At 68.3% G+C, this 23,053-nt stretch carries 25 protein-coding genes; 14 read left to right on the forward strand and 11 right to left on the reverse strand.

Annotation, left to right across the window (positions count from 1 at the left end):
* Positions 1–4: 4 nt before the first annotated feature.
* Positions 5–604 carry a DUF1287 domain-containing protein gene (locus BUR94_RS03160; protein ID WP_074254809.1) on the reverse strand — a complete coding sequence of 200 codons (600 nt, stop codon included), beginning with the start codon at positions 602–604 and terminating at the stop codon, positions 5–7.
* Positions 601–1,515, reverse strand: a complete 915-nt coding sequence (locus BUR94_RS03165; RefSeq protein WP_084192891.1) for a DUF817 domain-containing protein — start codon at positions 1,513–1,515, stop codon at positions 601–603. Before BUR94_RS03165 ends, BUR94_RS03160 begins: the two co-directional genes overlap by 4 nt.
* 238 nt (positions 1,516–1,753) lie before the next feature.
* Between BUR94_RS03165 and BUR94_RS03170 the strand changes: the two genes are divergently transcribed.
* From BUR94_RS03170 to BUR94_RS03195, 6 genes are all read left to right on the forward strand, one after another.
* On the forward strand, positions 1,754–2,599 hold the full coding sequence (locus tag BUR94_RS03170; RefSeq protein ID WP_175570417.1) for a thymidylate synthase: 846 nt from the start codon (positions 1,754–1,756) through the stop codon (positions 2,597–2,599).
* A complete protein-coding gene (locus tag BUR94_RS03175; protein ID WP_074254810.1) occupies positions 2,599–3,075 on the forward strand; it encodes a dihydrofolate reductase in 477 nt (158 codons plus the stop codon). Before BUR94_RS03170 ends, BUR94_RS03175 begins: the two co-directional genes overlap by 1 nt.
* Positions 3,076–3,136: 61 nt before the next feature.
* Positions 3,137–3,841: a molybdate ABC transporter substrate-binding protein gene (gene modA / locus BUR94_RS03180; RefSeq protein WP_074254811.1), complete on the forward strand. Its 705-nt coding sequence runs from the start codon at positions 3,137–3,139 to the stop codon at positions 3,839–3,841.
* Complete coding sequence (gene modB / locus BUR94_RS03185; RefSeq protein WP_074254812.1) at positions 3,838–4,530, forward strand: molybdate ABC transporter permease subunit; 693 nt, start codon at positions 3,838–3,840, stop codon at positions 4,528–4,530. The genes modA and modB overlap by 4 nt, the downstream gene beginning before the upstream one ends.
* Positions 4,527–5,597, forward strand: coding sequence for a molybdenum ABC transporter ATP-binding protein (modC, locus tag BUR94_RS03190; protein WP_074257553.1), 1,071 nt, complete (start codon positions 4,527–4,529; stop codon positions 5,595–5,597). The genes modB and modC overlap by 4 nt, the downstream gene beginning before the upstream one ends.
* A gap of 126 nt (positions 5,598–5,723) precedes the next feature.
* Complete coding sequence (locus BUR94_RS03195; RefSeq protein WP_074254813.1) at positions 5,724–6,020, forward strand: hypothetical protein; 297 nt, start codon at positions 5,724–5,726, stop codon at positions 6,018–6,020.
* A 76-nt stretch (positions 6,021–6,096) separates the two neighbouring features.
* Here the strand turns inward: BUR94_RS03195 and BUR94_RS03200 are convergent, their stop codons facing one another.
* Positions 6,097–6,303: a cold-shock protein gene (locus BUR94_RS03200; RefSeq protein WP_074254814.1), complete on the reverse strand. Its 207-nt coding sequence runs from the start codon at positions 6,301–6,303 to the stop codon at positions 6,097–6,099.
* A gap of 202 nt (positions 6,304–6,505) precedes the next feature.
* On the opposite strand from BUR94_RS03200, the gene BUR94_RS03205 reads away from it, so the two are divergent.
* On the forward strand, positions 6,506–6,817 hold the full coding sequence (locus BUR94_RS03205; RefSeq protein WP_074254815.1) for an arsenate reductase family protein: 312 nt from the start codon (positions 6,506–6,508) through the stop codon (positions 6,815–6,817).
* 4 nt (positions 6,818–6,821) lie between these two features.
* Here BUR94_RS03205 and BUR94_RS03210 read toward each other — a convergent pair whose 3' ends face one another.
* The 5 genes from BUR94_RS03210 to thrS all read right to left on the reverse strand — a co-directional run bounded on the left by BUR94_RS03210 (position 6,822) and on the right by thrS (position 11,631).
* Positions 6,822–7,388 (reverse strand): DoxX family protein, encoded by a 567-nt coding sequence (locus tag BUR94_RS03210; RefSeq protein WP_074254816.1) that lies wholly within the window; start codon positions 7,386–7,388, stop codon positions 6,822–6,824.
* Complete coding sequence (locus BUR94_RS03215; RefSeq protein WP_074254817.1) at positions 7,385–8,086, reverse strand: HvfC/BufC N-terminal domain-containing protein; 702 nt, start codon at positions 8,084–8,086, stop codon at positions 7,385–7,387. Before BUR94_RS03215 ends, BUR94_RS03210 begins: the two co-directional genes overlap by 4 nt.
* The gene (gene bufB / locus BUR94_RS03220) at positions 8,083–8,937 is read right to left on the reverse strand and encodes an MNIO family bufferin maturase (RefSeq protein WP_074254818.1); all 855 of its coding nucleotides are present in this window, start codon (positions 8,935–8,937) and stop codon (positions 8,083–8,085) included. The genes BUR94_RS03215 and bufB overlap by 4 nt, the downstream gene beginning before the upstream one ends.
* A gap of 66 nt (positions 8,938–9,003) precedes the next feature.
* Entirely contained in the window at positions 9,004–9,306 is a 303-nt protein-coding gene (locus BUR94_RS03225) for a BufA1 family periplasmic bufferin-type metallophore (protein WP_074254819.1), read from the reverse strand.
* Between the two features lie 342 nt (positions 9,307–9,648).
* Positions 9,649–11,631, reverse strand: coding sequence for a threonine--tRNA ligase (gene thrS / locus BUR94_RS03230; protein ID WP_074254820.1), 1,983 nt, complete (start codon positions 11,629–11,631; stop codon positions 9,649–9,651).
* Positions 11,632–11,804: 173 nt separating this feature from the next.
* On the opposite strand from thrS, the gene BUR94_RS03235 reads away from it, so the two are divergent.
* On the forward strand, positions 11,805–13,076 hold the full coding sequence (locus BUR94_RS03235; protein ID WP_074254821.1) for an MFS transporter: 1,272 nt from the start codon (positions 11,805–11,807) through the stop codon (positions 13,074–13,076).
* A 31-nt stretch (positions 13,077–13,107) separates the two neighbouring features.
* Here the strand turns inward: BUR94_RS03235 and BUR94_RS03240 are convergent, their stop codons facing one another.
* A complete protein-coding gene (locus tag BUR94_RS03240) occupies positions 13,108–16,218 on the reverse strand; it encodes a valine--tRNA ligase (RefSeq protein ID WP_074254822.1) in 3,111 nt (1,036 codons plus the stop codon).
* Positions 16,219–16,354: 136 nt separating this feature from the next.
* Between BUR94_RS03240 and BUR94_RS03245 the strand changes: the two genes are divergently transcribed.
* The 5 genes from BUR94_RS03245 (at position 16,355) to BUR94_RS03265 (ending at position 21,075) form a co-directional block, all read left to right on the forward strand.
* Positions 16,355–18,631, forward strand: coding sequence for a xanthine dehydrogenase family protein molybdopterin-binding subunit (locus BUR94_RS03245; protein WP_074254823.1), 2,277 nt, complete (start codon positions 16,355–16,357; stop codon positions 18,629–18,631).
* Positions 18,618–19,730 (forward strand): DUF2235 domain-containing protein, encoded by a 1,113-nt coding sequence (locus tag BUR94_RS03250; RefSeq protein WP_084192892.1) that lies wholly within the window; start codon positions 18,618–18,620, stop codon positions 19,728–19,730. The genes BUR94_RS03245 and BUR94_RS03250 overlap by 14 nt, the downstream gene beginning before the upstream one ends.
* A gap of 107 nt (positions 19,731–19,837) precedes the next feature.
* Positions 19,838–20,125 carry a 50S ribosomal protein L28 gene (gene rpmB, locus BUR94_RS03255; protein ID WP_074254825.1) on the forward strand — a complete coding sequence of 96 codons (288 nt, stop codon included), beginning with the start codon at positions 19,838–19,840 and terminating at the stop codon, positions 20,123–20,125.
* A gap of 106 nt (positions 20,126–20,231) precedes the next feature.
* A complete protein-coding gene (locus tag BUR94_RS03260; RefSeq protein ID WP_074254826.1) occupies positions 20,232–20,573 on the forward strand; it encodes a hypothetical protein in 342 nt (113 codons plus the stop codon).
* Between the two features lie 37 nt (positions 20,574–20,610).
* A complete protein-coding gene (locus tag BUR94_RS03265; RefSeq protein ID WP_074254827.1) occupies positions 20,611–21,075 on the forward strand; it encodes a copper chaperone PCu(A)C in 465 nt (154 codons plus the stop codon).
* A 140-nt stretch (positions 21,076–21,215) separates the two neighbouring features.
* Here the strand turns inward: BUR94_RS03265 and BUR94_RS03270 are convergent, their stop codons facing one another.
* Complete coding sequence (locus BUR94_RS03270) at positions 21,216–21,902, reverse strand: NAD-dependent deacylase (RefSeq protein WP_074254828.1); 687 nt, start codon at positions 21,900–21,902, stop codon at positions 21,216–21,218.
* A gap of 30 nt (positions 21,903–21,932) precedes the next feature.
* Between BUR94_RS03270 and BUR94_RS03275 the strand changes: the two genes are divergently transcribed.
* Positions 21,933–22,385 carry a low molecular weight protein-tyrosine-phosphatase gene (locus BUR94_RS03275; protein ID WP_074254829.1) on the forward strand — a complete coding sequence of 151 codons (453 nt, stop codon included), beginning with the start codon at positions 21,933–21,935 and terminating at the stop codon, positions 22,383–22,385.
* Here the strand turns inward: BUR94_RS03275 and BUR94_RS03280 are convergent, their stop codons facing one another.
* Entirely contained in the window at positions 22,386–22,703 is a 318-nt protein-coding gene (locus BUR94_RS03280) for a hypothetical protein (protein WP_074254830.1), read from the reverse strand.
* Positions 22,704–23,053 lie beyond the last annotated feature (350 nt).

Below are 23,053 nucleotides of genomic sequence, written 5' to 3' on the forward strand. Positions count from 1 at the left end.
CGGCTCATCGCGCGGCGAGCCAGGCGCGGGCGGCTTCGGTGAGGCGGAAGTGGCCCTGCATCGGGTGGTCGAAGAGCATGTTCTCTGTGCGGGCGCCCGCACCGATGTTGTGGGTCACCAGCGGCGTGCCGTCGGGCGCGCTGCCCGAGGCGATGATGCCGATGTGGGGCAGGTTCGTGCCGGTTAGGCGGAAGCTGACGATGTCGCCGGGCGCGAAGGCGGCCGGGTCCGAGGTGAGCGGGAGGGCCGCGCCGGCGCGGGTGAAGAGGGTTTCGAGGTTGGGCACGCGGCGGTGGTCGATGTTGCGGTCGGGTGTCGCCAGGCCCCAGAGCGGCGGATAGGCGGAGAAGCGCGCCTTCATGTCGGCATTGGTGATGGCCTGCAGGTCGAGGCCCCAGGCATCGCGCAGGGCGCGGATCACCACATCTGTGCAGACGCCGCGCTCGCGGGGCAGGTCGCCGCCGGGAAAGGCGAGGCCGACATAGGCGGGATCGTAGAGGGTGGTGACGCCGACCTGGGCCTGGGCTGCGGCGGCGAGATCGTCGCCCGGGGCCGCCTGGGCGGGCGTGGCGAACGCGAGGAGAAGGGCCGCGAGCCGCATCATGCCGGCGCCTCCTCGTCTTCCGCGTGCGGCAGGGCGCGGCGCGGCGGGCGCTGGGGGGTGCGGTAGAGGAAGTCGCGCATCACCAGGGTGACGGTGACGAAGGCGACGAAGAGCAGCAGATACCATGACCCCATCTTGGAAAAGCTCACCCGCTCCGTCCAGTGCTGGCCGGGGTAGGCCCATGTGCCGGTGACCGTGCCGACGTTTTCCGCCACCCAGACCATGAGGGCCACGAGGAAGGCGGTGAGCGGAAGCGGCATCCAGAGCGGCCTTTCGCCCACGTAGAACCACACCCGCGTGCGGGCGAAGAGCAGGAGCGTGGCGGCGAAGAGGGCGAGCCGGATGTCGGGCAGGAAGTGGTGGGCGAAGAAGTTGACATAGATCGCCACGGCCAGCAGGACGGTCGTCCAGAACGGGGGGTAGGGGGCGAAGCGCATCTCGAAGATCCGGGTGACGCGGGCGATGTAGCTGCCGATGGAGGCATACATGAAGCCCGAGAACAGCGGCACGCCCATGATCTTGAGCAGGCCCGCCTCGGGGTAGGACCAGCTTCCGGCCTGAACCTTGAAGAACTCCATCGCCGTGCCGGTGAGGTGGAAGAGCGCGATGACCCTGGCCTCCTCCCAGGTTTCGAGCCGGGCCCAGAGGAAGAGCACCTGGGTGGAGAGCGCGAAGATCACGAGAAAGTCGTATCGGGCGAGCATCCAGCCGGGTTGCCAGACGGCCTTGGTGGCGAGGATGGCCAGCAGCAGCAGCCCGCCGAAGAGCGCGGCCCAGCCCTGCTTGAGGGTGAACATGACCAGCTCGGCCAGCCAGGCGGGCAGGCGGCGGCGCGCCCAGTCGCCCATGCCGCGCTCGAGCCGGCGCGTGCCGCCGTCGACAGGACGGGGGGGAAGGCGCTGCGGGGTCATCGGAGAGGAGTTTCCTGTTGGTGGGAGTGGGCGTGCATGGGGTGGTGGGGTCTGTCTGTTGCGTTTCGATCTCGCGAGAGGCTCACCGTGGAGGGCCGGCAAGTCAACGGCTTATGGGCAGGGGCCGGGGCGGGCAGGGAGGTTGGTCACGGGGCGAGGTCGAGCGGGCGCCTCACAACATCCGGGGGGTGCTTTTCGGCTCGCGCCGATATGTGGTAGGACTTTCGGGCAGCATGAGATGGGGGAATCGGTGAGGCAGTATCTGGACGCCCTGAGGGAGGTGCTGGAGCGCGGCGAGGTTTCGACCGACCGCACCGGAACCGGCACGGTCAGCGCCTTCGGGCTGCAGACGCGCTATGACCTGTCGAAGAGCTTTCCGCTCGTGACCACCAAGAAGCTGCATCTGCGGTCGATCATTCATGAGCTGCTGTGGTTTCTCTCGGGCGATACCAATATCCGGTATCTGAAGGAGAACGGTGTGAGCATCTGGGACGAGTGGGCCGACGAGAACGGCGACCTCGGCCCGGTCTATGGCCGCCAGTGGCGGGATTTTCCGCGGCTGGTGCCGACCGATGCGGTGGCCAACGGGCAGAGGCTCTACGAGCGGCGCTCGGTGGACCAGATCGCCACGCTGGTGGAACGGACAAAGGCGACGCCCGACTCGCGGCGGCTGATCGTGAGCGCCTGGAACCCCGGCGAGGTGGACGAGATGGCGCTGCCGCCCTGCCACACGCTCTGGCAGGTGCGGGTGCTGGGCGGAAAGTTGCATCTGCAGCTCTACCAGCGCAGCGCCGACATGTTTCTGGGCGTGCCGTTCAACATTGCGAGCTACGCGCTGCTGGCGGTGATGCTGGCCCATGTGACGGGCTACGAGCCGGGCGAGTTTGTCCATTCGATTGGCGACGCGCATATCTACTCCAACCACATGGAGCAGGTGCGCGAGCAGTTGAGCCGGGCGCCGCGGGAGCTGCCGACGTTGCGGCTGGCGCGGGATGTGAAGAGCCTCTTCGATTTTCGCTACGAGGATTTCGTGATCGAGGGCTATGACCCTGCGCCCGCGATCAAGGCACCGGTGGCCGTGTAATGCTCAGCCTGGTGGTGGCGCGGGACCGGAACGGCGCGATCGGCAAGGAGGGCGACATCCCCTGGCGGGCGCCGGAAGACCTGAAGTTCTTCAAGCGCGAGACGCTGGGGGGCGCGGTGATCATGGGTCGGAAGACCTGGGAGAGCCTGCCCTTCCGGCCCTTGCCCGACCGGCTGAACCTGGTGGTCACCTCGCGCACCGACCTCGGTGTGCACAGCTTTCACAAGCCGCAGACCGCGCTGGATTTTGCCCATGAGGCCGGGCACAGGCGGGTCTATGGCATTGGCGGTGAAGGGATATTCAAGGCCTTCATGCCCTTGGCCGACCGGCTGCTGATCACCGAGGTGGGCCTCGAGGTGGCGGGGGCGGATGCCTTCATGCCGGCCTTCGACGAGGCCGAGTGGCGGCTGGCGGGGGAGCATGTGCTGCGCGAGGACGCCCCGCGCTGCGTGCTGCGGGAGTGGCTGCGGCGTTAGGACCATGGTGGGGGCGGTGGGCAGATTGCCCACCCTACGGCGGGGCGCTAGGCTCGGCGCCATGAAACGGGTGGTTCTCGCAGCACTGATGATGCTTGGCGCGGTGGCGGCGCGGGCAGAGGCCGTGACGGTGTTTGCCGCGGCCTCGCTGAAAGGCGCGCTCGACGAGGTGGCAGCGGCATGGAACGGCGAGGTGCAGATCTCCTACGCGGGGTCCTCGGCGCTGGCCCGACAGATCGCGGCAGGGGCACCGGCGGACCTGTTTCTCTCGGCCAACCCGGAGTGGGTGGACTGGCTCGAGGCCGATGGCGTGGCGCTCAAGCGGGTGGATCTGCTGAGCAATGCGCTGGTGCTGGTGGCCGGGGCCGATGATCCGCGCGCGGGTCTGGACCAGTTGAAGGGACAGGACCGGGTGGCGATGGCGTTGGTGGACGCGGTGCCGGCAGGGATTTACGGCAAGGCGGCGCTGGAGAGCCTGGGGCTCTGGGAGGCCGTCGCGCCGCGCGTGGTGCAGGCCGACAACGTGCGCGCGGCGCTGGCGCTGGTGGCACTGGGCGAGGCGCCGCTGGGAATTGTCTATGCGACCGACGCGCGGGCCGAGCCCGGCGTGCGGGTGGTGGCGGAGTTTCCGCCCATGAGCCATCCGCCGATCCTCTACCCGGTGGCGGCGCTGACCGAGGCGGGTGCACCGCTGATGGGCTTTCTGCAATCGGCCGAGGCGGCGGAGATCTTCACCCGCCACGGGTTCGGGGTGATCGCGGAGTGAGCTGGCTCGGGCCCCAGGAATGGGCAGCGGTGGCGCTCTCGCTGAAGGTGGCCTTCTGGGCCACGCTCTTTGCCCTGCCGCCGGGTGTTTGCGTGGCCGTGGCGCTGGCGCGCTGGCGGTTTCCGGGGCGCGAGATCGTGAACGGGCTGGTGCATCTGCCGCTCGTGCTGCCGCCGGTGGTGACGGGCTACCTGCTGCTGCTGACCTTCGGAACGCGGGGCTGGCTGGGGGGCGCGCTGGCGGAGGTGGGCGTGGTCTTTGCCTTTCGCTGGACCGGGGCGGCGCTGGCGGCGGGGATCATGGGATTTCCGCTTCTGGTGCGGGCGATCCGGCTCTCGGTCGAGGCGGTGGACCCGAAGCTGGAGCAGGCGGCGGCGACGCTGGGGGCCTCGCGCGCCTGGGTTTTCATCACCGTGACGCTGCCGCTGATCCTGCCCGGCGTGATCGCGGGCGCGGTGCTGGCCTTCGCCAAGGCGATGGGCGAGTTCGGGGCGACGATCACCTTCGTTTCCAACATTCCGGGCGAGACCCAGACCCTGCCGCTGGCGGTGCACAACTTCCTGCAGGTGCCGGGGGCAGAGGCTGCGGCCTGGCGGCTGGTCGTAGTGTCGCTGGTGGTGTCGATGGGGGCCTTGCTGCTGAGTGAATGGCTGGCGCGCAGGGTGGCCGCGCGGGTGGCGGGGCGATGACGCTGGAGGTGGCGATCACGATGCGGCAGGGGGCCTTTGCGCTGGACGTGGCCTTCGAGGCACCGGCAGGCATCACCGTGCTCTTTGGGCGGTCGGGGGCCGGAAAGACGAGCATCGTCAACGCCGTGGCCGGGCTGGCGCGGCCCGAGGCGGGGCGGATCGCGGTGGATGGGTCGGTGCTTTACGACAGCGCCGCCGGGGTGAACCTGCCGCCCCACAAGCGCCGCATGGGCTGCATCTTTCAGGATGCGCGGCTGTTTCCGCATCTGACGGTGGCGCAGAACCTGGCCTTTGGGCGGTGGTTCTCGAAGACAGGGCCGGAGCAGGCGCGGGTGGTGGAGATGCTGGGGATCGGGCCGCTGATGGGCCGTCGCCCCGGTGCCCTTTCGGGGGGCGAGCGGCAGCGCGTGGCGATCGGCCGGGCGCTGATGGCCGGGCCGCGGATGCTGCTGGCCGACGAACCGCTTGCGGCGCTCGACGAGGCACGCAAGGCGGAGATCCTGCCCTATTTCGAGCGGCTTCGTGACGAGATGGGTGTGCCGGTGCTCTATGTGTCGCATGCGCCCGCCGAGGTGGCGCGGCTGGCGACCACGGTGGTGGCGCTCGACGGCGGAGGGGTGCTGCGGCAGGGCCCGGCGGCGGAGGTGCTGGGCGATCCGCAGGTGATGCCGCTCGGGCCAAGGGCGGCGGGGAGCGTGCTGGAGGCGCGGGTGGTGGCGCATCACGCGGACGGGCTCAGCGAGTTGGACGCGGGCGGGCTGCGGCTGCACTTGCCGGCCGTCCGCCATGCGGAGGGCGCGGCATTGCGGGTGCATGTGCAGGCGGCGGACGTTATGCTGGCGATCCGGCCACCGGAGGGGATTTCGGCGCTCAATGTCTGGCCGGCGGCGGTGCGCGAGCTGCGCATGGGCAGCGGCCCCGGCGCGATCGTCCGGCTCGATGCGGGCGGCCAGGCGCTGCTTGCGCGGATCACCCGGCGCTCGGTGGAGGCGCTGGAGCTGGCGCCGGGGCGCGAGGTTTACGCGGTGCTGAAGGCCGTGTCGGTGGCACCGGAGAGCGTGGCCTGAGGCGCAATGGGCGCCTCGTCAACGCACTGTTTCCAATCTGGAAATTGAATTGAGGCGGAAAGGCGGTAACACTGTGACGATATTGGGTCTTTCCGGCCCGATGAGGGCTGGGTCAAGGAGGTTTTCATGCGCCAGACTGTATCGCTCGCCATCGCGGGCCTGATCCTCGGAGCCGGCGCCGCGCTGGCCCAGGGCGCGCCGGATGCGCCGCGGATCTATGCCTACCCGGGCGAGAACTTCTGCCCCGCCGGGCTGCGGCCGGTAACCATCGACGGGGTGATCTGCTGCGGCACGCCGAACCAGACAGTGAGCTACGCCGCGATGAAGGCGACGCCGGCGCGCAAGACGGTGGTGCGCAGGCGCGCGGCCTCGTCGGACGGCTACATATGGCATGGCGGCAAAGGCGTTGCGCCCGACGAGTGAGGCGGAACGGTACGGAGAGCACGAGGCCGACGGGGCAACCCGACGGCCTTTTCAGTTGCGGCAAAGGCCCTTGGCCTCAGAGCAGCTTGAGGTCGCCCGCGCTTTCGCGGCCATCGCGGCCGGGGATCATCTCGTAGCTGATCTTCTGGTTGTCGGCGAGGCCGGTGAGGCCGGCGCGCTCGACGGCCGAGATGTGGACGAAAATGTCCTTGCCGCCATCATCCGGCGCGATGAAGCCGTAACCCTTTGTCGTATTGAACCATTTCACGGTGCCGGTGGGCATTCCGTTTCTCCCTCTTTCATCACCCGGCCCTGAACTGCGGGCCGTTTGCAGTCCGGTCTTCAGTCATCCGGTCCGCGTCAGAGGCAGTATCGGTCGTGAAGTCTCCGTGCCCCGAGGATTGTGGTGCGTTGTAAAAAACGCAAGACAAAGCCTGAGCCTTGCGGGGATTCTCGCGGAATTGGCGGAAAAAGGGGCATATGCGATGAAAATTTACGGGTTAAAGACGTGCGATACCTGCCGAAAAGCCGTGAAAACAAGCGGGGCGGAGCTTGTGGACGTGCGCGAAAATCCGCTTACCCGTGGTCAACTGGAGAAATTCTGGGCTGCCTTCGGGGAGGCGCTGATCAATCGCAAGTCGACGACCTGGCGGGGATTGAGCGAGGCGGAGCGGGCGGGTGAGTCGCTGGACCTGCTGGCCGCCCATCCGACGCTGATGAAGCGCCCGGTGGTGGAGAAGGACGGACGGCTGTGGCTGGGCTGGGGGGCCGAGGTTCAGGCGGAGGTGCAGGGATAGGCGCTCAGGCCGGGGCAACCGAAGGGCCGCGCCAGGAGATCAGCGCCCGGTCGACCGAGAGCGGCCCGGCGCCGCGCAGCACCAGCACGCCGAGCGTAAAGACCCAGAAGGCGCGCTGGTCGAGCAGGAGGGCGCCTGACGGCGCGTCGAACCATGCGCCGATGTCATCGCCGGTCACGCCGTGGCCGTAGACATCGACGATGCTCTGAACGGCGACGAAGCCGATCATCGCCAGCGAGGCGAGGCGGGTGAAGAGGCCGATCACGATGGCGACGGGCAGGATCACCTCGGCCCAGGTGCCGGCGAGGGTGACGGCCCAGTGAAAGACCGAGAGCTGCGAAACGTCGTAGTTCACGGCCTCCATCGCCTTGGGAAAGATCGTGACATAGGCGCCGGCGTCGGGGCGGAAGAGGCCGAGCAGCCCCTCGCCGAACTTCGAGAGGCCGGAGTTGAGGTAGTAGACCAGCAGCACGCCGGCGAAGACCAGCCGGGCGAGGGTCGGGATGAGCCAGGGCGCGGCGGCTTCGAGCCGGGCGGCGGCGGCGTCGTAGAGGCTGAGGAGGCGGGTCATGGCTGAGGCTCCGTGAGCGCACCGCCGGAGAGGAGGGCGGTGAGCGTTTCGGTGATGTCGAAGCCATCGGGCGTGGCCTCTTCGAGGGTCTCACCGGCGGCAAGACCGGCGAGGAAGGCAGGGGCCTCGGGGGCGAGCAGGGTGAGCTGCGGGTCGTAGCCGGGGCGGGTGACGAGCACGCTTTGCGCCTGCGGTTCGGGCTTGGGCCCTTCGCCCCGGGTGAAGCGCCAGATCGCGTGGATCGGATAGGGCGACTGCACGAGGCGAACGGAGGGCGCGAGGGCGAAGCGGCTCTGCGGCGTGATCGTGGCGGGGTTGGCGGGCGTGCTGTCGGCGGCGTGATAGCTCTCGCGGCGGGCCTGCTCGAGCCGGGCCACATCGGGGAGATAGGGCAGGTGGGCGACGGGCGGGAAGCTGGCGAGAAACCCCGCGAAGCTGCCGCCCCATGTGGCGATGCGCGGGTCACGGGGTGGATGCTGGCGGACATACTGGCCGGCGAGGGCGGAGAAGAAGGCCTCGCCCACGATCCCCTTGATGACCGGGAAGGCCTCGGCCAGCGCCTCGGACAGCGAGACGACGACGTTGTTGCGGTAGACATCGAAGCGCTTGCCGGCGGGGCGGCCCTTGGGATCGACGAGGCCGGGGGGCACCGGCGCGTCGGGGGCGAGGAGGGCGGAGTGGAAGGCGGACTGGCTCATGCGGGCACCGGTTCGAGGATGGCGGCGGCGCGCCGGGCCTCCGCCTCCAGCGTGGGGTAATCGGGGATGTCGGCATCCCATTCGATCAGGGTGGGCCGGGGGCCGGAAAGGCGGATGGTCTCGCGGTAGAGCTGCCAGACCGGGTCCACCACCTCGGCATCGTGGCTGTCGATCAGCAGGCGGTCGCCGTGCTCGTCGCTCTGCTCGTCATGGCCGCCGAGGTGGATCTCGTGGACGGCGGAGAGCGGGAAATGTTCGATATAGTCAAGCGGGTCGCGCTGCTGGTTGGTGCAGGCGACGTAGACATTGTTGACATCCAGCAGCAATCCGCAGCCCGTCCTGCGGGCGATCTCGGCGAGAAAGTCGGTTTCCTCCATGTCGGAGTCCTCGAAGGCGAGGTAGGTCGAGGGGTTCTCGAGCATCATGGCGCGCCCGATGGTGGCCTGGAGCTGGTCGATGTGAGTGCAGACGCGGGCCAGCGTGGCCTCGGTGTAGGGCAGCGGCAGCAGGTCGTTCAGGAAGGCGCCTTCGTGGGTGGACCAGGCCAGGTGCTCGGAGAAGCTGGCCGGTTTCAGCCAGGCGCAGAGGTGCTTGAGCCGGGCGAGGTGCTCGGGGTCCAGCGGGGCCTCGCCGCCGATGGAGAGGCCGACGCCGTGGACGGACATGGGGAAGCGCTCGGAGAGATGGCGGAGCTGGGCCAGCGGACGGCCGCCGTCGCCCATGTAGTTCTCGGCGTGGATCTCGAGCCAGGACACGCAGCCGGGCGCGGTGACGAGATCGTTGAAATGCTGGGCCTTGTAGCCCACGCCCACCCCGGCGGGGAGGCGGAAATCGGGTGCGGCGCCGGACATTGCGCTCTCCTCCGTGCTGGAAAGGGAGGGTGCGCCCGGCCCGAGGGGAGCCGGGCGCGGGCTGTCTTACGAGGCGGGCAGGTCGCGCTCGAGGGCTTCGAGCGAGCCCATGCGCGCGGTGCCGTCGGCCATCGCGGGCAGCTCGATGTCGGCGCAGGTGCCAGCGGCCACGAGGGTCCAGGCGTTGCCCTGGTAGTCGACGGTCGAGGTGCCCTTGCAGGTGGTGCCGGGACCGGCGGCGCAGTCGTTCTCGCCGGCCATGGACACGCCGAAGCACTTTTCCTGCTCCTGGGCGGAGGCGGTGCCGGCGGCGGCCATGGCAGCGGCCAGGGAGGCGGCGACGGCGAGGGTCTTGACGGTGTTGGACATGAGTATCCCCTTGGGTTGGTTTGATTTTCACGGTTTCTCGTGACCCCGGGTCATCCATCCGGGGATGGGGGAACGCTAATCGTCCGCAGGGGTCACGCGCCATTGACAGGCCCGTGAACACACGCGGCCGTTATGTCATGCGACAAATGTTGCGCTGCGGCGAAGGGGGGAAGAAACGGCAAGCCGCGGGAAAGAAAAGGTTTTTCTCGTGAGCGGCGCGGTGGTTCTTGTAACATTCGGGCCCCGGACCGAGTGAATCGGCGGGGAATGGTTACAAAAGCGAAGCGCCGCCCGGATCGGCTCCGGGCGGCGCTCACGCTCGAGTGGCGATTGTTACAAGGCTCAGCGCAGGTCGGGCGGGGTGGCCTCGGCGGCCAGAGCCTCGACGATCTCGTCGAACGACTGGACGGCGGTCTGCTTTTCGCCCAGGCGGCGGACCGACACGCTGCGCTCCTCGACCTCGCGGCCGCCGCAGGCGAGGATCACCGGCACCTTGCCGACGGAGTGCTCGCGGACCTTGTAGTTGATCTTTTCATTGCGGATGTCGGCCTCGGCGCGGATGCCGCAGGCCTTCAGCGCCTCGGTGACCTCGGTCACGTAGGCGTCGGCCTCGGAGGTGATGGAGGCGACCACGACCTGGCGGGGGGCCAGCCAGAACGGCAGCTTGCCCTCCCAGTTCTCGATCAGGATGCCGACGAAGCGCTCGAAGCTGCCCAGCGTGGCGCGGTGCAGCATGAAGGGGCGGTGCTTGTCGCCGTCGGCCCCGATGTAGGAGGCGCCCAGCCGCTCGGGCAGGTTGGGGTCGACCTGGAAGGTGCCGCACTGCCAGACCCGGCCGATGGCGTCGGTCAGGTAGAAGTCGAGCTTGGGGCCGTAGAAGGCGCCGTCGCCGGGCTCGAGCGTGTAGTCGCGGCCCACCGCCTTGATGGCGTTCTCGAGCGCGTTCTCGACGTAGTCCCAGCTTTCCTCGGTGCCGACGCGCTTTTCGGGGCGGGTGGCGAACTTGATCTCGAACTCCGGAAAGCCGAGCTCCTCGTAGATGTTGGCGAGGAAGTCGATGAAGCGGGCGCATTCGGACTGGATCTGCTCTTCGGTGCAGAAGATATGCGCATCGTCCTGGGTGAAGCCGCGCACGCGCATGATGCCGTGCAGCGCGCCGGAGGGCTCGAAGCGGGCGCAGGAGCCGAACTCGGCCAGCCGCAGCGGCAGGTCGCGGTAGGACTTGAGGCCCTGGTTGAACACCTGAACGTGGCAGGGGCAGTTCATCGGCTTCAGCGCGTTGATCCGGGTCTGGCTCTTGTCCTTGACCGCGGCATCGTCGTTCTCGCCGTCACGGCTTTCGTCGACTTCGACGAGGAACATGTGGTGCTGGTACTTCTCCCAGTGGCCCGAGGCCTCCCAGAGCTTGCGGTCGACCACTTGGGGCGTGTTGATCTCGCGGTAGCCGCCGGCGCGCTGCTTGCGGCGCATGTAGTCTTGCAGCGTGGTGTAGATCGTCCAGCCGTTGGGGTGCCAGAAGACCTGGCCGGGGGCCTCTTCCTGCATGTGGAAGAGGTCCATCTCGCGCCCCAAGCGGCGGTGGTCGCGCTTTTCGGCTTCCTCCAGAAAGGTGAGATGGGCCTTCAGGTCATCACGGTTCTTGAAGGCCACGCCGTAGATACGCTGAAGCATCGGGCGGCTGGAATCGCCGCGCCAGTAGGCGCCTGCGACCTTCATCAGCTTGAAGGCATCCGCCGGGAGCTGGCCGGTGTGCTGGAGGTGCGGGCCGCGGCAGAGATCCTGCCAGGGCCCGTGCCAGTACATCCGGATCGGCTGACCGTCGTCGGGGATCATGTTCACCAGCTCGACCTTGTAGTTTTCGCCGGTCTTTTCGTAGTGCGCGATGGCATCGGCGCGCGACCAGACCTCGGTGCGGACGGGGTCGCGGGCGTTGATGATCTGCTTCATCTTCGCCTCGATTGCGCCGAGATCCTCGGGCGTGAAGGGCTCGGCGCGGTCGAAGTCGTAATACCAGCCGTTCTCGATGACCGGGCCGATGGTGACGCGGGTGTCGGGCCAGAGCTCCTGCACGGCGCGGGCCATGACATGGGCGAGGTCGTGGCGGATGAGCTCCAGCGCGGGGGCATCGTCCTTCATGGTGTTGATGGCGATCTGCGCATCGGCCTCGATGGGCCAGGCGAGATCGTGATGCTTGCCGTCGACCATCGCGGAGATGGCGGATTTGGCGAGGGACTTGGAGATGGATTCGGCCACTTCGGCAGGGGTGACCCCGGCCTCGAATTGCCGCGCATTGCCATCGGGGAAAGTAAGGGAGATCTGGGCCATATCGGCTCTCCTCGTCGGTTTGGCGCCCACGGAACGCCCGGTTGCGGGTATGTCGTTGGCGCTCTTTGGCCGGTGGACGCGCCCATGTCAACCGGGGGGGGCGGTGGCGGGGGCGGGATCGAGTATCTCGGGCAGGAAAACGAACCGGTTCGGGGTTGGGGCGTATATGTTGCATGACTGTTGCAGACCGGGCGTTCGATGCGCTGACCGACGAGAGCCGCGCGGAAGCGCAAGACATCACCGAGGCCGCGCGGGGCGCGGAGGCGGGAAACTTCTTGCGGCATGGGGCGGCGCTTTCGTTGAGCAAGCTGGCGGACGGGTTGATCGACCCCAAGCTGGTGCTGGCCTGGCTGATGGGGGCGCTGGGGGCACCAGCCGCGCTGACTGGCCTGCTGGTGCCGGTGCGGGAGGCCGGTGCGCTGGTGCCGCAGTTGTTTACCGCTGCGCGGATCCGGGCGATGGGGCGGCGCAAGTGGGCCTGGGCCTTCGGCGCGGCAGGGCAGGGGGCTGCGGCGCTGGTGATCCTGGGCGCGGCGCTGCTGCTGGAAGGCTGGGCAGCCGGCGTGGTGATCGTGGGCGCGCTGGCGGTGCTGGCGGTGGCGCGGTCGGTCTGTTCGGTGAGCTACAAGGATGTGCTGGGCAAGACCGTGGACAAGCCGCGCCGGGGCACGGTGACGGGCTTTGCGGCCTCGGTGGCCTCGGCGGGGGTGCTGCTGTTCGCCGGGGTGCTGATGCTCGGCGGGCTGGAGAGATTTCAACTCGTGGCGGGCGCGATTGCGCTGGCGGGGGCGGCCTGGCTGGGAGCGGCTTGGATTTTTGCGACAATTGCCGAGGAGGACCGGCCCGGCAATGCGGAGGGCGAGGCGACCGGGTTGGGGCAATTGGCGCTGCTGCGCGAGGACGCCGACCTGCGCCGCTTCGTACTGGCGCGGGTGCTGCTCCTGCCGACCGCGCTGGCTCCGCCCTACCTGGTGATGCTGGCCGGGCAGGCGGGGGACGACCGCTGGGGCGCTCTGGGCGCGATGCTGGCGGCCTCGGCGCTGGCGGGACTGGTCTCGGGCTGGATCTGGGGGCGGCTTTCGGACCGCTCGTCGCGGCTGGTGCTGGCGATCTCGGGTGCGGTGGCGGCAGGCTTCCTGGCGGCGGCAGTGATCCTGCAGGGCGCGATGGGCACGGCCTGGGCGGCGCCGCTGGTGCTGTTCGGCCTGATGGTCAGCTACCGCGGCGTGCGGATCGGACGCTCGACCTACCTGGTGAACCTGGCGCCGGAGGAGCGGCGGGCCAGCTACACGGCGGTGGCCAACACCACGGTGGGCGTGGCGCTGCTGGGCGGCGGGGCGTTTGGCGTGCTGGCCTCGGTGACGGGGCCGGGGGTGGTGCTGGCGGTCTTCGCGGTGGTGGCGGCCGGGGGCGCGGGGTTGGCCTTTGCGATGAAGGAGGTTTGATGGTGGGTGAGCAGATTGCCCACCCTACCTGTCATCCGATCTCCGCGAGCCGGGCTAGGGCCTCCTTGAGCTTGGCCTCTTCTTCCTGCCGTTCGGCGAGGTTGGCTTCGGCCTCTTCCACCACCTCGGGGGGGGCGTTCTCGGCGAACTTGGGGTTCTTGAGACGGCCCTGGAGCCCGCCGATTTCCTTGGCGAGCTTGCCGAGGGTCTTTTCGAGGCGGGATTTTTCTTCTTCGATGTCGATGAGGTCGGCGACGGGCAGGCCGAAGGTGCCGCCGGAGACGGCGATGGTGAGGGCGCCCTTGGGCATGGTGTCGGCCCGTGTCAGCGACTCGACGCGGGCGAGGCGCTTGATCAGGGCCTCGTTGGCGGCATAGGCGGCCTCGCCCTCGGGCGTGAGGGAGACCTGCACCAGCGGCACGTGCAGCCCGGCGGGGACGTGCATTTGCGCGCGAGCGGAGCGGATGGCCTCGATGAGGGAGATCACCCAGTTCATCTCGGCATCGGCGGCCGGGTCGATCAGCTCGGGGCCGTAGGTGGGCCACTCGGCGTGCATCACGAAGCCGTCGTGGCCCTTCTCGGCCCAGAGCTCCTCGGTGATGAAGGGCATGATGGGGTGGAGCAGGATCAGCACCTGGTCGAGCGCCCAGGACATGGTTTGCCGGGTTTCCTCGGCCGCGTCGGTATCGAACAGCGGTTTGGAGAACTCGATATACCAGTCGCAGAAGGTGCCCCAGGTGAAGCTGTAGAGCGCCTGTGCGGCGTCGTTGAAGCGGTAGTTGGCGAGCGCGTCGTCGACGGCGGCGCGGGTCTTGGCAAGCTCGCCGACGATCCAGCGGTTGACGGTGGATTGCGGCTCGGGGCGGTCCGTTGGACGGGCCTCGAAGACGCCGTTCATCTCGGCGAAGCGGGCGGCGTTCCAGAGCTTGGTGCCGAAGTTGCGGTAGCCGGCGATGCGCTGGGTGTCGAGCTTGAGCACGCCGCCGAGGGCGGCCATGGCGGCCGACGAAAAGCGCAGCGCGTCGGCGCCGAACTCGTCGATGATCTCCAGCGGGTCGATGACGTTGCCCACGGACTTGGACATCTTCTTGCCCTTGGCGTCGCGCACGAGGCCGTGGAGGTAGACCTCGCGGAAGGGGACTTCGCCGACCACGGCGAGCTGCATCATCATCATCCGGGCGACCCAGAAGAAGATGATGTCTTGCCCGGTGACGAGGGCGGAGGTGGGGAAATAGCGGGCCAGTTCCGGGGTTTGCTCGGGCCAGCCGAGGGTGCCGATGGGCCAGAGGCCGGAGGAGAACCAGGTGTCGAGCACGTCCGGGTCGCGCCAGACGGGGTAGACCAGGTGGGTCGGGTCCTGGCTGACGTTGTACTCGGCCAGGGAGGCGGCGAGGGTGTCGATGGCCTCGGCGCGGCCCGAGACCTCGACGATGCGGGCGTGGTTGATCGGTGTGGGCGTGTCGGCCAGCTCGTTCTTGAACTTGTGGGTGACGGTCTCGAAGGCGGCGGCGCAATGGTGGACGGTGCCTGCATGGACCATGCCCTCGCCCAGCAGGCGGGCCAGCTCGACATGGTCGAGGGCGCCGTCACTCTCGTCGTCCTTGAAGTCGGGCGCGGAGAGGTCGAGGCCATACCAGACCGGGATCTGGTGACCCCACCAGAGCTGGCGGGAGATGCACCAGGGCTCGATGTTGTCGAGCCAGTTGTAGTAGGTCTTCTCGCCGGATTCGGGGAGAATCTTGACCTCGCCGGTGCGCACCGCATCGAGCGCGGGCCCGACGATCTTTTCGGCGTCGACGAACCATTGGTCGGTGAGCATGGGCTCGATGACGACCTTGGAGCGGTCGCCGAAGGGCTGCATGATCGGTTTGTTCTCGACATGGGGCATGAGGCCGCCGTCGAAGCAGACCTCGCCCTCGTCGTCGGGCGGGGCGGGGACCATGACGGCGAGGCCCTCGTCGGTGATCTGCTGCACCACGCGCTTGCGGGCCTCGAAACGGTCGAGGCCGCGCAGGTCGTCGGGCACCAGGTTGAGGGTGTCGACCTCGGCCTCGGTGAAGGCCGCGCCATTGGCGATGTCCTGGGCGCGGGCGGCGCAGGTGGCGTAATCCTCGCCGTCGTCGCGGAGGTTCGCCCGGGTGTCCATCAGGCGGTAGAGCGGGATGCCGTTGCGGGTGGCGACTCCGTAGTCGTTGAAGTCGTGGGCGCCGGTGATCTTGACCGCGCCGGAGCCGAAATTCGGGTCGGGATACTCGTCGGTGATGATCGGGATCAACCGGCGGTGCGCCTTGGGGCCGACCGGAATTTCACAGAGTTTTCCGACGATTGGGGCGTAACGCTCATCCGATGGATGAACCGCCACCGCGCCGTCGCCCAGCATGGTTTCAGGCCGGGTGGTGGCGATCGAGATGTAGTCGCGGGTCTCGCGGAGCAGGATGTTTCCGTCTTCGTCCTTCTCGACGTATTCGTAGGTTTCGCCCCCAGCGAGCGGGTACTTGAAGTGCCACATGTGGCCCGCGACTTCGAGGTTTTCGACCTCGAGATCGGAGATCGCGGTTTCGAAATGCGGGTCCCAGTTGACCAGGCGCTTGCCGCGATAGATCAGGCCCTTTTCGTACATGTCGACGAAGACCTTGATCACGGCGTCGTGGAAGTTGGGCGCGCCGCTGCCCGCCTCGGGGTCGCCCGCCGCGCCGCCCATGGTGAAGGCCTCGCGGGACCAGTCGCAGCTTGCGCCAAGGCGCTTGAGTTGGCCGATGATGGTGCCGCGGGATTTGCCCTTCTGCTGCCAGACCCGCTCGAGAAACCTCTCGCGGCCCATCTCCACCCGGGTCGGCTCGCCGTTGGCGGCCATCTCGCGCTCGGTCACCATCTGGGTGGCGATGCCCGCGTGGTCGGTGCCGGGCTGCCAGAGCGTGTCGAACCCGCGCATGCGGTGCCAGCGGATGAGAATGTCCTGCAGCGTGTTGTTGAAGGCGTGGCCCATGTGGAGCGAGCCGGTCACGTTGGGGGGCGGGATCATGATGGAATAGGTCTCGGGCCGGCGGGCGGCGACACCGGCGGCGAAGGCGCCTGCCTTCTCCCATGCCGCGTAGATGCGGCCTTCGGCTTCGCTCGCGTCGAACGTCTTTTCCATCGCCATGGTGGCTCTCCGGCTTTGTCCTGCTTGGGCCGAGGGGATACCCAATCGGGCGGGCGAGGGAAAGCCCGTGCTGGCTCTGGACAGCGGGGCGCAGAGGGCTAGTGTCTCACGGGCCAGCCAAGAGGGAGCACGCCGCATGAATGCGTTCGGAAAGAGCCAGTCGTTGAAACGGGTCGAGGATGTGCGGTTTCTGACCGGGCATGGGCAGTATATCGACGACACCGCTCCCGAGGGTGCGCTCTTTGCCTACTTCCTGCGGTCGCCGGTGGGCCACGCCGTGCTGACCGGGCTGCACATGGAGGATGCGCGGCAGATGCCGGGGGTGAGGCTGGTGGCCGGGGCCGAGGAGATGAAGGCGGACGGGCTGGACATCGACCTGCCGGGAGGGCGCGTGCCGGGCGGCAGGAAGACCCGGCGGCCGGTGCTGGTGGAAGAGCGGATGCGCTTTGTCGGCGACCCGATCGCGGTGGTCATTGCCGAGACGCTGGAGCAGGCGAAGGACGCGGCCGAAGCCATCGAGATGGAGTTCGACGAGCTGCCCGCGCATATGGAGCTGGCGCCGGGCGGCGAGGCGCTGCACGAGGATGCGCCCGACAACATGGCCTATGACTGGAGCCAGGGCGACCTGGAGGCGACCGACAAGGCGCTCGCAGGCTCCAGGCACCGGGTCAAGCTGGAGATCGTCGACAACCGGGTGATGATCGTGCCGATGGAGCCGCGCGGCGCCTGGGCCGAGTGGGAGGACGGGCGGATCCACCTCTGCTTCAGCGGCCAGGGCGTGTGGGAGCAGAAGGAGGCTCTGGCCCGCCAGATGGGGCTGGGCGAGGAGAACGTGCGGGTGACCCACCCGGACGTGGGCGGCGGTTTTGGCCTGAAGGCGCAGCAGTTTCCCGAGCACCTGGTGATCTCCTGGGCGGCGAAGGTGCTGGACCATCCGGTGCGCTGGATGAGCGACCGCAACGAGGGCCTGATGAGCGACCATGGCGGGCGCGACCTGGTGAGTGTGGCCGAGCTGGGCTTTGACGAGACCCTCAAGATCACCGCCTACAAATGCGAGAATCGCTCGAACATGGGGGCCTACAACTCGGGCTTCGGGCAGTACATCCAGTCGGCGCTCTTCGCCAAGGTCTTCCCCGGCACCTACGACATCCAGACCGCCTACCTTGGCTCGAAGGGCTACTATACCAACACCGCTCAGATGGACGCCTATCGCGGCGCCGGGCGGCCCGAGGCGATCTTCGTGCTGGAGCGGATGATGGACGAGGCGGCGCGGCAGCTCGGGGTCAGCCCCTGGGAGCTGCGGCGCAAGAATTTCATTCCGGTCGACAAGTTCCCTTACAAGACGGTGGTGGGCGAGCTCTATGACGTGGGGGATTTTCACGCGGTGCTGGCCGATGTGGAAAAGGCTGCCGACCTGCAGGGCTACGCGGCCCGCAAGGCCGAGAGCGAGGCCAGGGGCCTGCTGCGGGGCTACGGGCTGGCCTATTACATCGAATCCATCCTGGGCGACCCGACCGAGGGCGCGGCGGTGGAATTTGCCGAGGACGGCATGGTGGAGCTGATGGTCGGCACCCAGTCGAACGGGCAGGGGCATGAGACGGTTTACGCGGCCTTCCTCGAAGAGCGCAGCGGCATCCCGGTGGAGAAAATCCGGGTGGTGCAGGGCGACAGCGACCGGATCGCCACGGGCGGCGGCACCGGCGGCTCGCGCTCGGTGACCAACCAGACCAACGCCACCATCGCCGCCGTCAACGTGATGGTCGAGGCCTTCGCGCCCTTCGTGGCCGAGGAACTGGGCGTGGATGAGGTGGCGTTCGAGGATGGCAGCTTTGGCGCGCCGGGCACCAACCGGAGGCCGACGCTGATCGACGCCGCCGAGATGGCCCGCGCGAAGGGCCGCGACGACCTGCTGCGCCACGAGGGCAAGGCCACGCTCGATGGCCGCAGCTACCCCAACGGCGGGCATTTCTGCGAAGTCGAGGTGGACCCGGAGACGGGCCATGTGCAGCTGGTGCGCTACCTGGTGGTGGACGACTTCGGCAACCTGGTGAACCCGACGCTGGCCAAGGGCCAGGTGCATGGCGGCGTGGCGCAGGGCGCCGGGCAGATCCTGATGGAGAACGCCGTGTATGACGAGGACGGGCAGCTCTTGACCGGCTCGTTCATGGACTACGCGATGCCGCGTGCGGCCGATCTGCCGTTCTACGGCTTTGCCGCCCATCCGGTGCCCTCGATCCAGAACCCGCTTGGCATGAAGGGCTGCGGCGAGGCTGGCACTGTCGGCGCCATGGCGGCGGTAACCAACGCGGTGATCGACGCGCTGTGGGAGAAGGGCGTGCGCAATGCGCAGGTGCCCTTTACCCCGCAGCGGGTCTGGGCGCTGCTGAAAGAGGCGGAAGGTGACGCTTCGTGAACTCATAGGGTCCTTCTGGCCGGGGCGGCGTGAGAAGAACACGCCGCGCCCGACCACGCGCGGACCGGTCACCCATGTGGTGATCCTTGATGGCACGATGTCGAGCCTGCGCGACAAGCATGAGACCAACGCCGGGATCACCTTCAAGCTGTTGCGTGCCGCAGGGCCGAGGGCGGGACTCTCGGTGCATTACGAGCCGGGCATCCAGTGGCGCGACTGGCGGAGCACCGGCGACGTGGTGGCGGGGCGGGGAATCAACCGGCAGATCCGGCGCGCCTACGGCTTTCTGGCCAGCCGATACAGGCCCGGCGACCGAATCTACCTGATCGGATATTCGCGGGGGGCTTATGCCGTTCGCAGCCTGGCGGGCTGCATCGACACGGTGGGGCTTCTGAAGCGCAACCATGCCACGGTGCGGGCAATCGAGCAGGCCTGGCGGCATTACCGCGCGGGCGGCCAGAGCCAGGCGGCGCTGCGTTTCAGGCTCGCCTATTGCCTGAACGACGTGCGGATCGAGGCGGTGGGCTGCTGGGACACGGTGAAGAGCCTCGGCGTGCGCCTGCCGGTCCTGTGGAAGTTCATGAACGACGCCCATGCCTTTCACAACCACCACCTCGGCGCGGCGGTGAAGAACGGCTTTCATGCGCTGGCGCTCGACGAGACGCGCCTCGCCTACGAGCCGGTCTTGTGGCAGAGCCGCGAAGGCTGGCCGGGCGAGCGGCTGGAGCAGGTCTGGTTTCGGGGCAGTCATGGCGACGTGGGCGGGCACATCACGCCCTACCTGCGGGCAAGGCCGCTGGCGAACATCCCGCTGGTCTGGATGCTGGGACGGCTGGCCGACTGCGGGCTGCCGCTGCCGGAGGGCTGGGCGGCGGCGTTTCCGCAGGATGTGAACGCGCCCTCGATCGGGCGGTTCATGGGGTGGGGCAAGCTGTTTCTCTCGCGCCGGTCCCGGATCATCATGGAGGACCCGAGCGAATCCTATCACCCGACTGCCCGGCCCGATGCCCCGCTGATGGCCGCGCCGAACTCGGGCGGACCGGGCCCTTCGGTCGAAAAGCAGCGGGAAACAGGGGAATCCGGCGCCAGCGCGCGGTGAGGAGGGCTTGACGCCTCTCCGCTTTGCCCCTAAACGCACGAAACGAAATTCGGGGGCGCGCCCGGCGAAGGGCCGCGCCTCTCTCATTTGAAGTTGAGGATGAAACCATGTCTCGCGTCTGCGAACTGACCGGCAAGGGCCCGATGACTGGCAACAACGTCAGCCACGCCCACAACAAGACCCGCCGTCGCTTCCTGCCCAACCTGCAGGTTGTCACGCTGATTTCCGACGTGCTGGGCCGCCCCTTCAAGCTGCGCATCTCCAACGCTGCGCTGCGCACGGTGGACCATCGCGGCGGTCTCGACGCCTTCCTGGCGAAAGCCAAGAGCGACGAGCTCTCGGCGAAGGCCCAGAAGATCAAGAAGGACATCGAAAAGGCCCAGGCTGCCGCCTGATCCCTTTCGGGTTCGTGAAATTTCAGCCCCGCCGGTGGATGCACCGCGCGGGGCTGCTTCATTGTGGCATCTTGCGGGCGGTGGCGGGTGGCGTAGATTGCGCGCCATGATCCTGCGCTCTCTCATATCCGGGTTGATGCTGGTGACCTTGCTGGTCGCGGGCCAGGCCCTGGCCGTGGCGCGGGGGCAGGCCCCGGTGGCCATGCAGGCGGTGCTCTGCACCGGCTTCGGCACCCAGGTGATTCACCTCGACGCCGAGGGCAAGCCGGTGAGCGCGCCGCATCTCTGCCCCGACGGGCTGGCCGCGATGGTGGAGGCCCATGTGCCGCTGCCGGAGCTTGTGCAGCGGGAGGGTGCGGAACGGGCGGTGGCGGCGGGCGTTGCCGCGCGGCCGGAGGCCTGGCTGGCGCGGGCGGTGTTCGAGGCGCGGGGTCCGCCCCTGGCCTGAAGTTTCGCACTCGCAACTTCAGCACAGGAAAAGACAGATGAAACTCAATGCTTTGACCCTTGCCGCCTTGCTGGCGGCCACCCCCGCCCTTGCCGAGATCAAGGTCATGGACGCCTATGCCCGCGCCGCCAGCCCCACGGCGAAGTCGGGCGCGGCCTTCATGCAGATCATGAACGACGGCGCCGAAGAGGACCGGCTGATTGACGCCGCCAGCGATGCCGCCGCCCGTGTGGAGTTGCACACCCACAAGGACCTGGGCGACGGCGTGATGAAGATGATGCAGGTCGAGGAGGGCTTTGCCGTGCCCGCGGGCGGCATGCATGCGCTGGCCCGCGGCGGCGACCACGTGATGCTCATGGGCCTGACCGGCCCTCTGGAGCAAGGCGCCACGGTCTCGATCACGTTGACCTTCGAGAAGGCGGGCGAAATGGTCGTGGAGGTGCCGATCGACAACGAACGGCAGGACCACGGCGCCATGGACCATTCGAAGATGGGCAACTGAGGGCGGTCAGCCCTCGATGATCCAATGGATCTCGGGAGCGGCTGGTTGACCCCGGCCGCTCACGGCACCCTGGCACCTTGCGGAAGGCCCAACAGGGCGCTCCGGACGTTCCGCGCGGCGGCGGCGGCACGTGCAGTGGCTCAGGCGACCACCTCCTCCACCCAGGCGGGCACCAGCTCTGTAGCGGGGCCGTGGCGGGAGGTGTCGAAGAGCGGGGTGATCTCGGAGGGCTCGAGGTTCAGCTCCAGCGTTTCGGCCCCGGCGGCGCGGGCGAGGCGGACAAAGCCCGCGGCGGGATAGACCGCGCCGGAGGTGCCGATGGAGACGAAGAGGGCGGTGCGCTCGAGGATCTCGCCGATGCGCTCCATGTGATAGGGCATCTCGCCGAACCACACCACATCGGGCCGGGTCGCGGGTTGGCGGCAGTCGGGGCAGGGGTCGTGCAGGTCCATCGCCGGGGGGGCGGGCCAGCGGTGGCCACAGGCGGCGCAGAGCGCGGTGCTGTGCTGGCCATGCATGTGGATCACCTTGGCGCCGCCCTTCTCGTGCAGGTCATCGACGTTCTGGGTGATAATGTGCACCGGGCCGGGCCAGGACTTTTGCAACCTGCCGAGCGCGTGGTGGGCGGCGTTGGGCTTGGCGCCACGCACCTTCTCGCGGCGCATGTTGTAGAAATCAAACACCAGCTCGGGATTGCGGGCAAAGGCCTGCGGCGTGGCGACATCCTCGATGTCATATTGTGCCCAGATGCCGCCCGGGTCGCGGAAGGTGGCGATGCCGCTCTCGGCGGAAATGCCGGCGCCGGTCAGGATCGTGATGGGTCGCATGGTCTCTCTGTTTGCTCTAGCCTCGCCAACATGACCCATCGCGTGATCTTTGTCTGCCTCGGCAACATCTGCCGCTCTCCCACCGCCCACGGGATCTTCGAAGCCAAGGCCAGGGCCGCCGGGCTCGATGTGGAGGTGGAGAGCGCGGGCACCGGCGGCTGGCACGTCGGAGAGCCGCCCGACCGCCGGATGCAGGCGGCGGCAAAGGCGGCGGGCTACGACCTGAGCGGGCTGAGGGCGCAGCAGTTCGTGGCCGGAGACTTCGAGCGGTTCGACGCGATCTACGCGATGGACCGGCAGAACCTGGCCAACATCGAGGCGCTGCGGCCTGCGGGAAACACCACGCCGGTGACGCTGTTTCTCGACCACGGCCCGAGCGGGCGCGACGAGGTGCCCGATCCCTACTTCGAGGGCGGGTTCGACGCGGTGGTGGAGATGGTGGCGGAGACCTGCGACGCGCTGGTCAGAGACCTCGCGCGCTGATCAGGAGCAGGACCGCGCGGCGCTGTCGCCGAACTTCTTCCACTTCTGCCAGAACACCGCGTTGTCGGAGCGGTCCGACTGGCGGGTGTCCTGCGCGAGCTGCGGGTTCTTGAAGAACTTGGCGCCCTTTTTCTGTTCGGTGCGCGACAGCTCGAAGTCGGCGACCCGCTGGATGCAGGAGCACAGCGAGCGCGATGCGCCACGGTCGGAGCTGTTGCAGGCGCGTTCGAGCACCTTGGCCTGGGCCGGGGTGGTGAAGGCTGTCGCGGCGGGCAGGGCCACGGCCGCACAAAGGAGGAGAGTGGAAAGGGTCTTCATCTGCGTCGTGCCTCGTTCTCTCGGTGGTCCAATGTGCCGGATGTCTCTCCGGCTGCACGGGGTCGTGATGGAGGGAAGGATGACTCGAAAGCCGTTCAAATTCAATTGGGCATGTCTTGTGGGGCAGTCCGCTCGGGGGACCATGGATTGTATCGGGTTGCGAAACGGCGGGGGAAACCCGCCGTGAGGTGGCGTGAGGCGGACGGCCGGGTGCGGGGCGCGCCGGGTGGGTAAACGCCGGGGAGAGGAGGCGCGCCGGGCACCGTTGGGGAGGGCGGGAGGCCGAGGCGGTGCGAGAGGCCGCTCCGGCCCCATGCGCGCCCGCTTGACGGCCCCCCGAAAGCCCAGCA

The sequence above is a fragment of the Vannielia litorea genome, assembly GCF_900142295.1.
Lineage (GTDB): Bacteria > Pseudomonadota > Alphaproteobacteria > Rhodobacterales > Rhodobacteraceae > Vannielia > Vannielia litorea.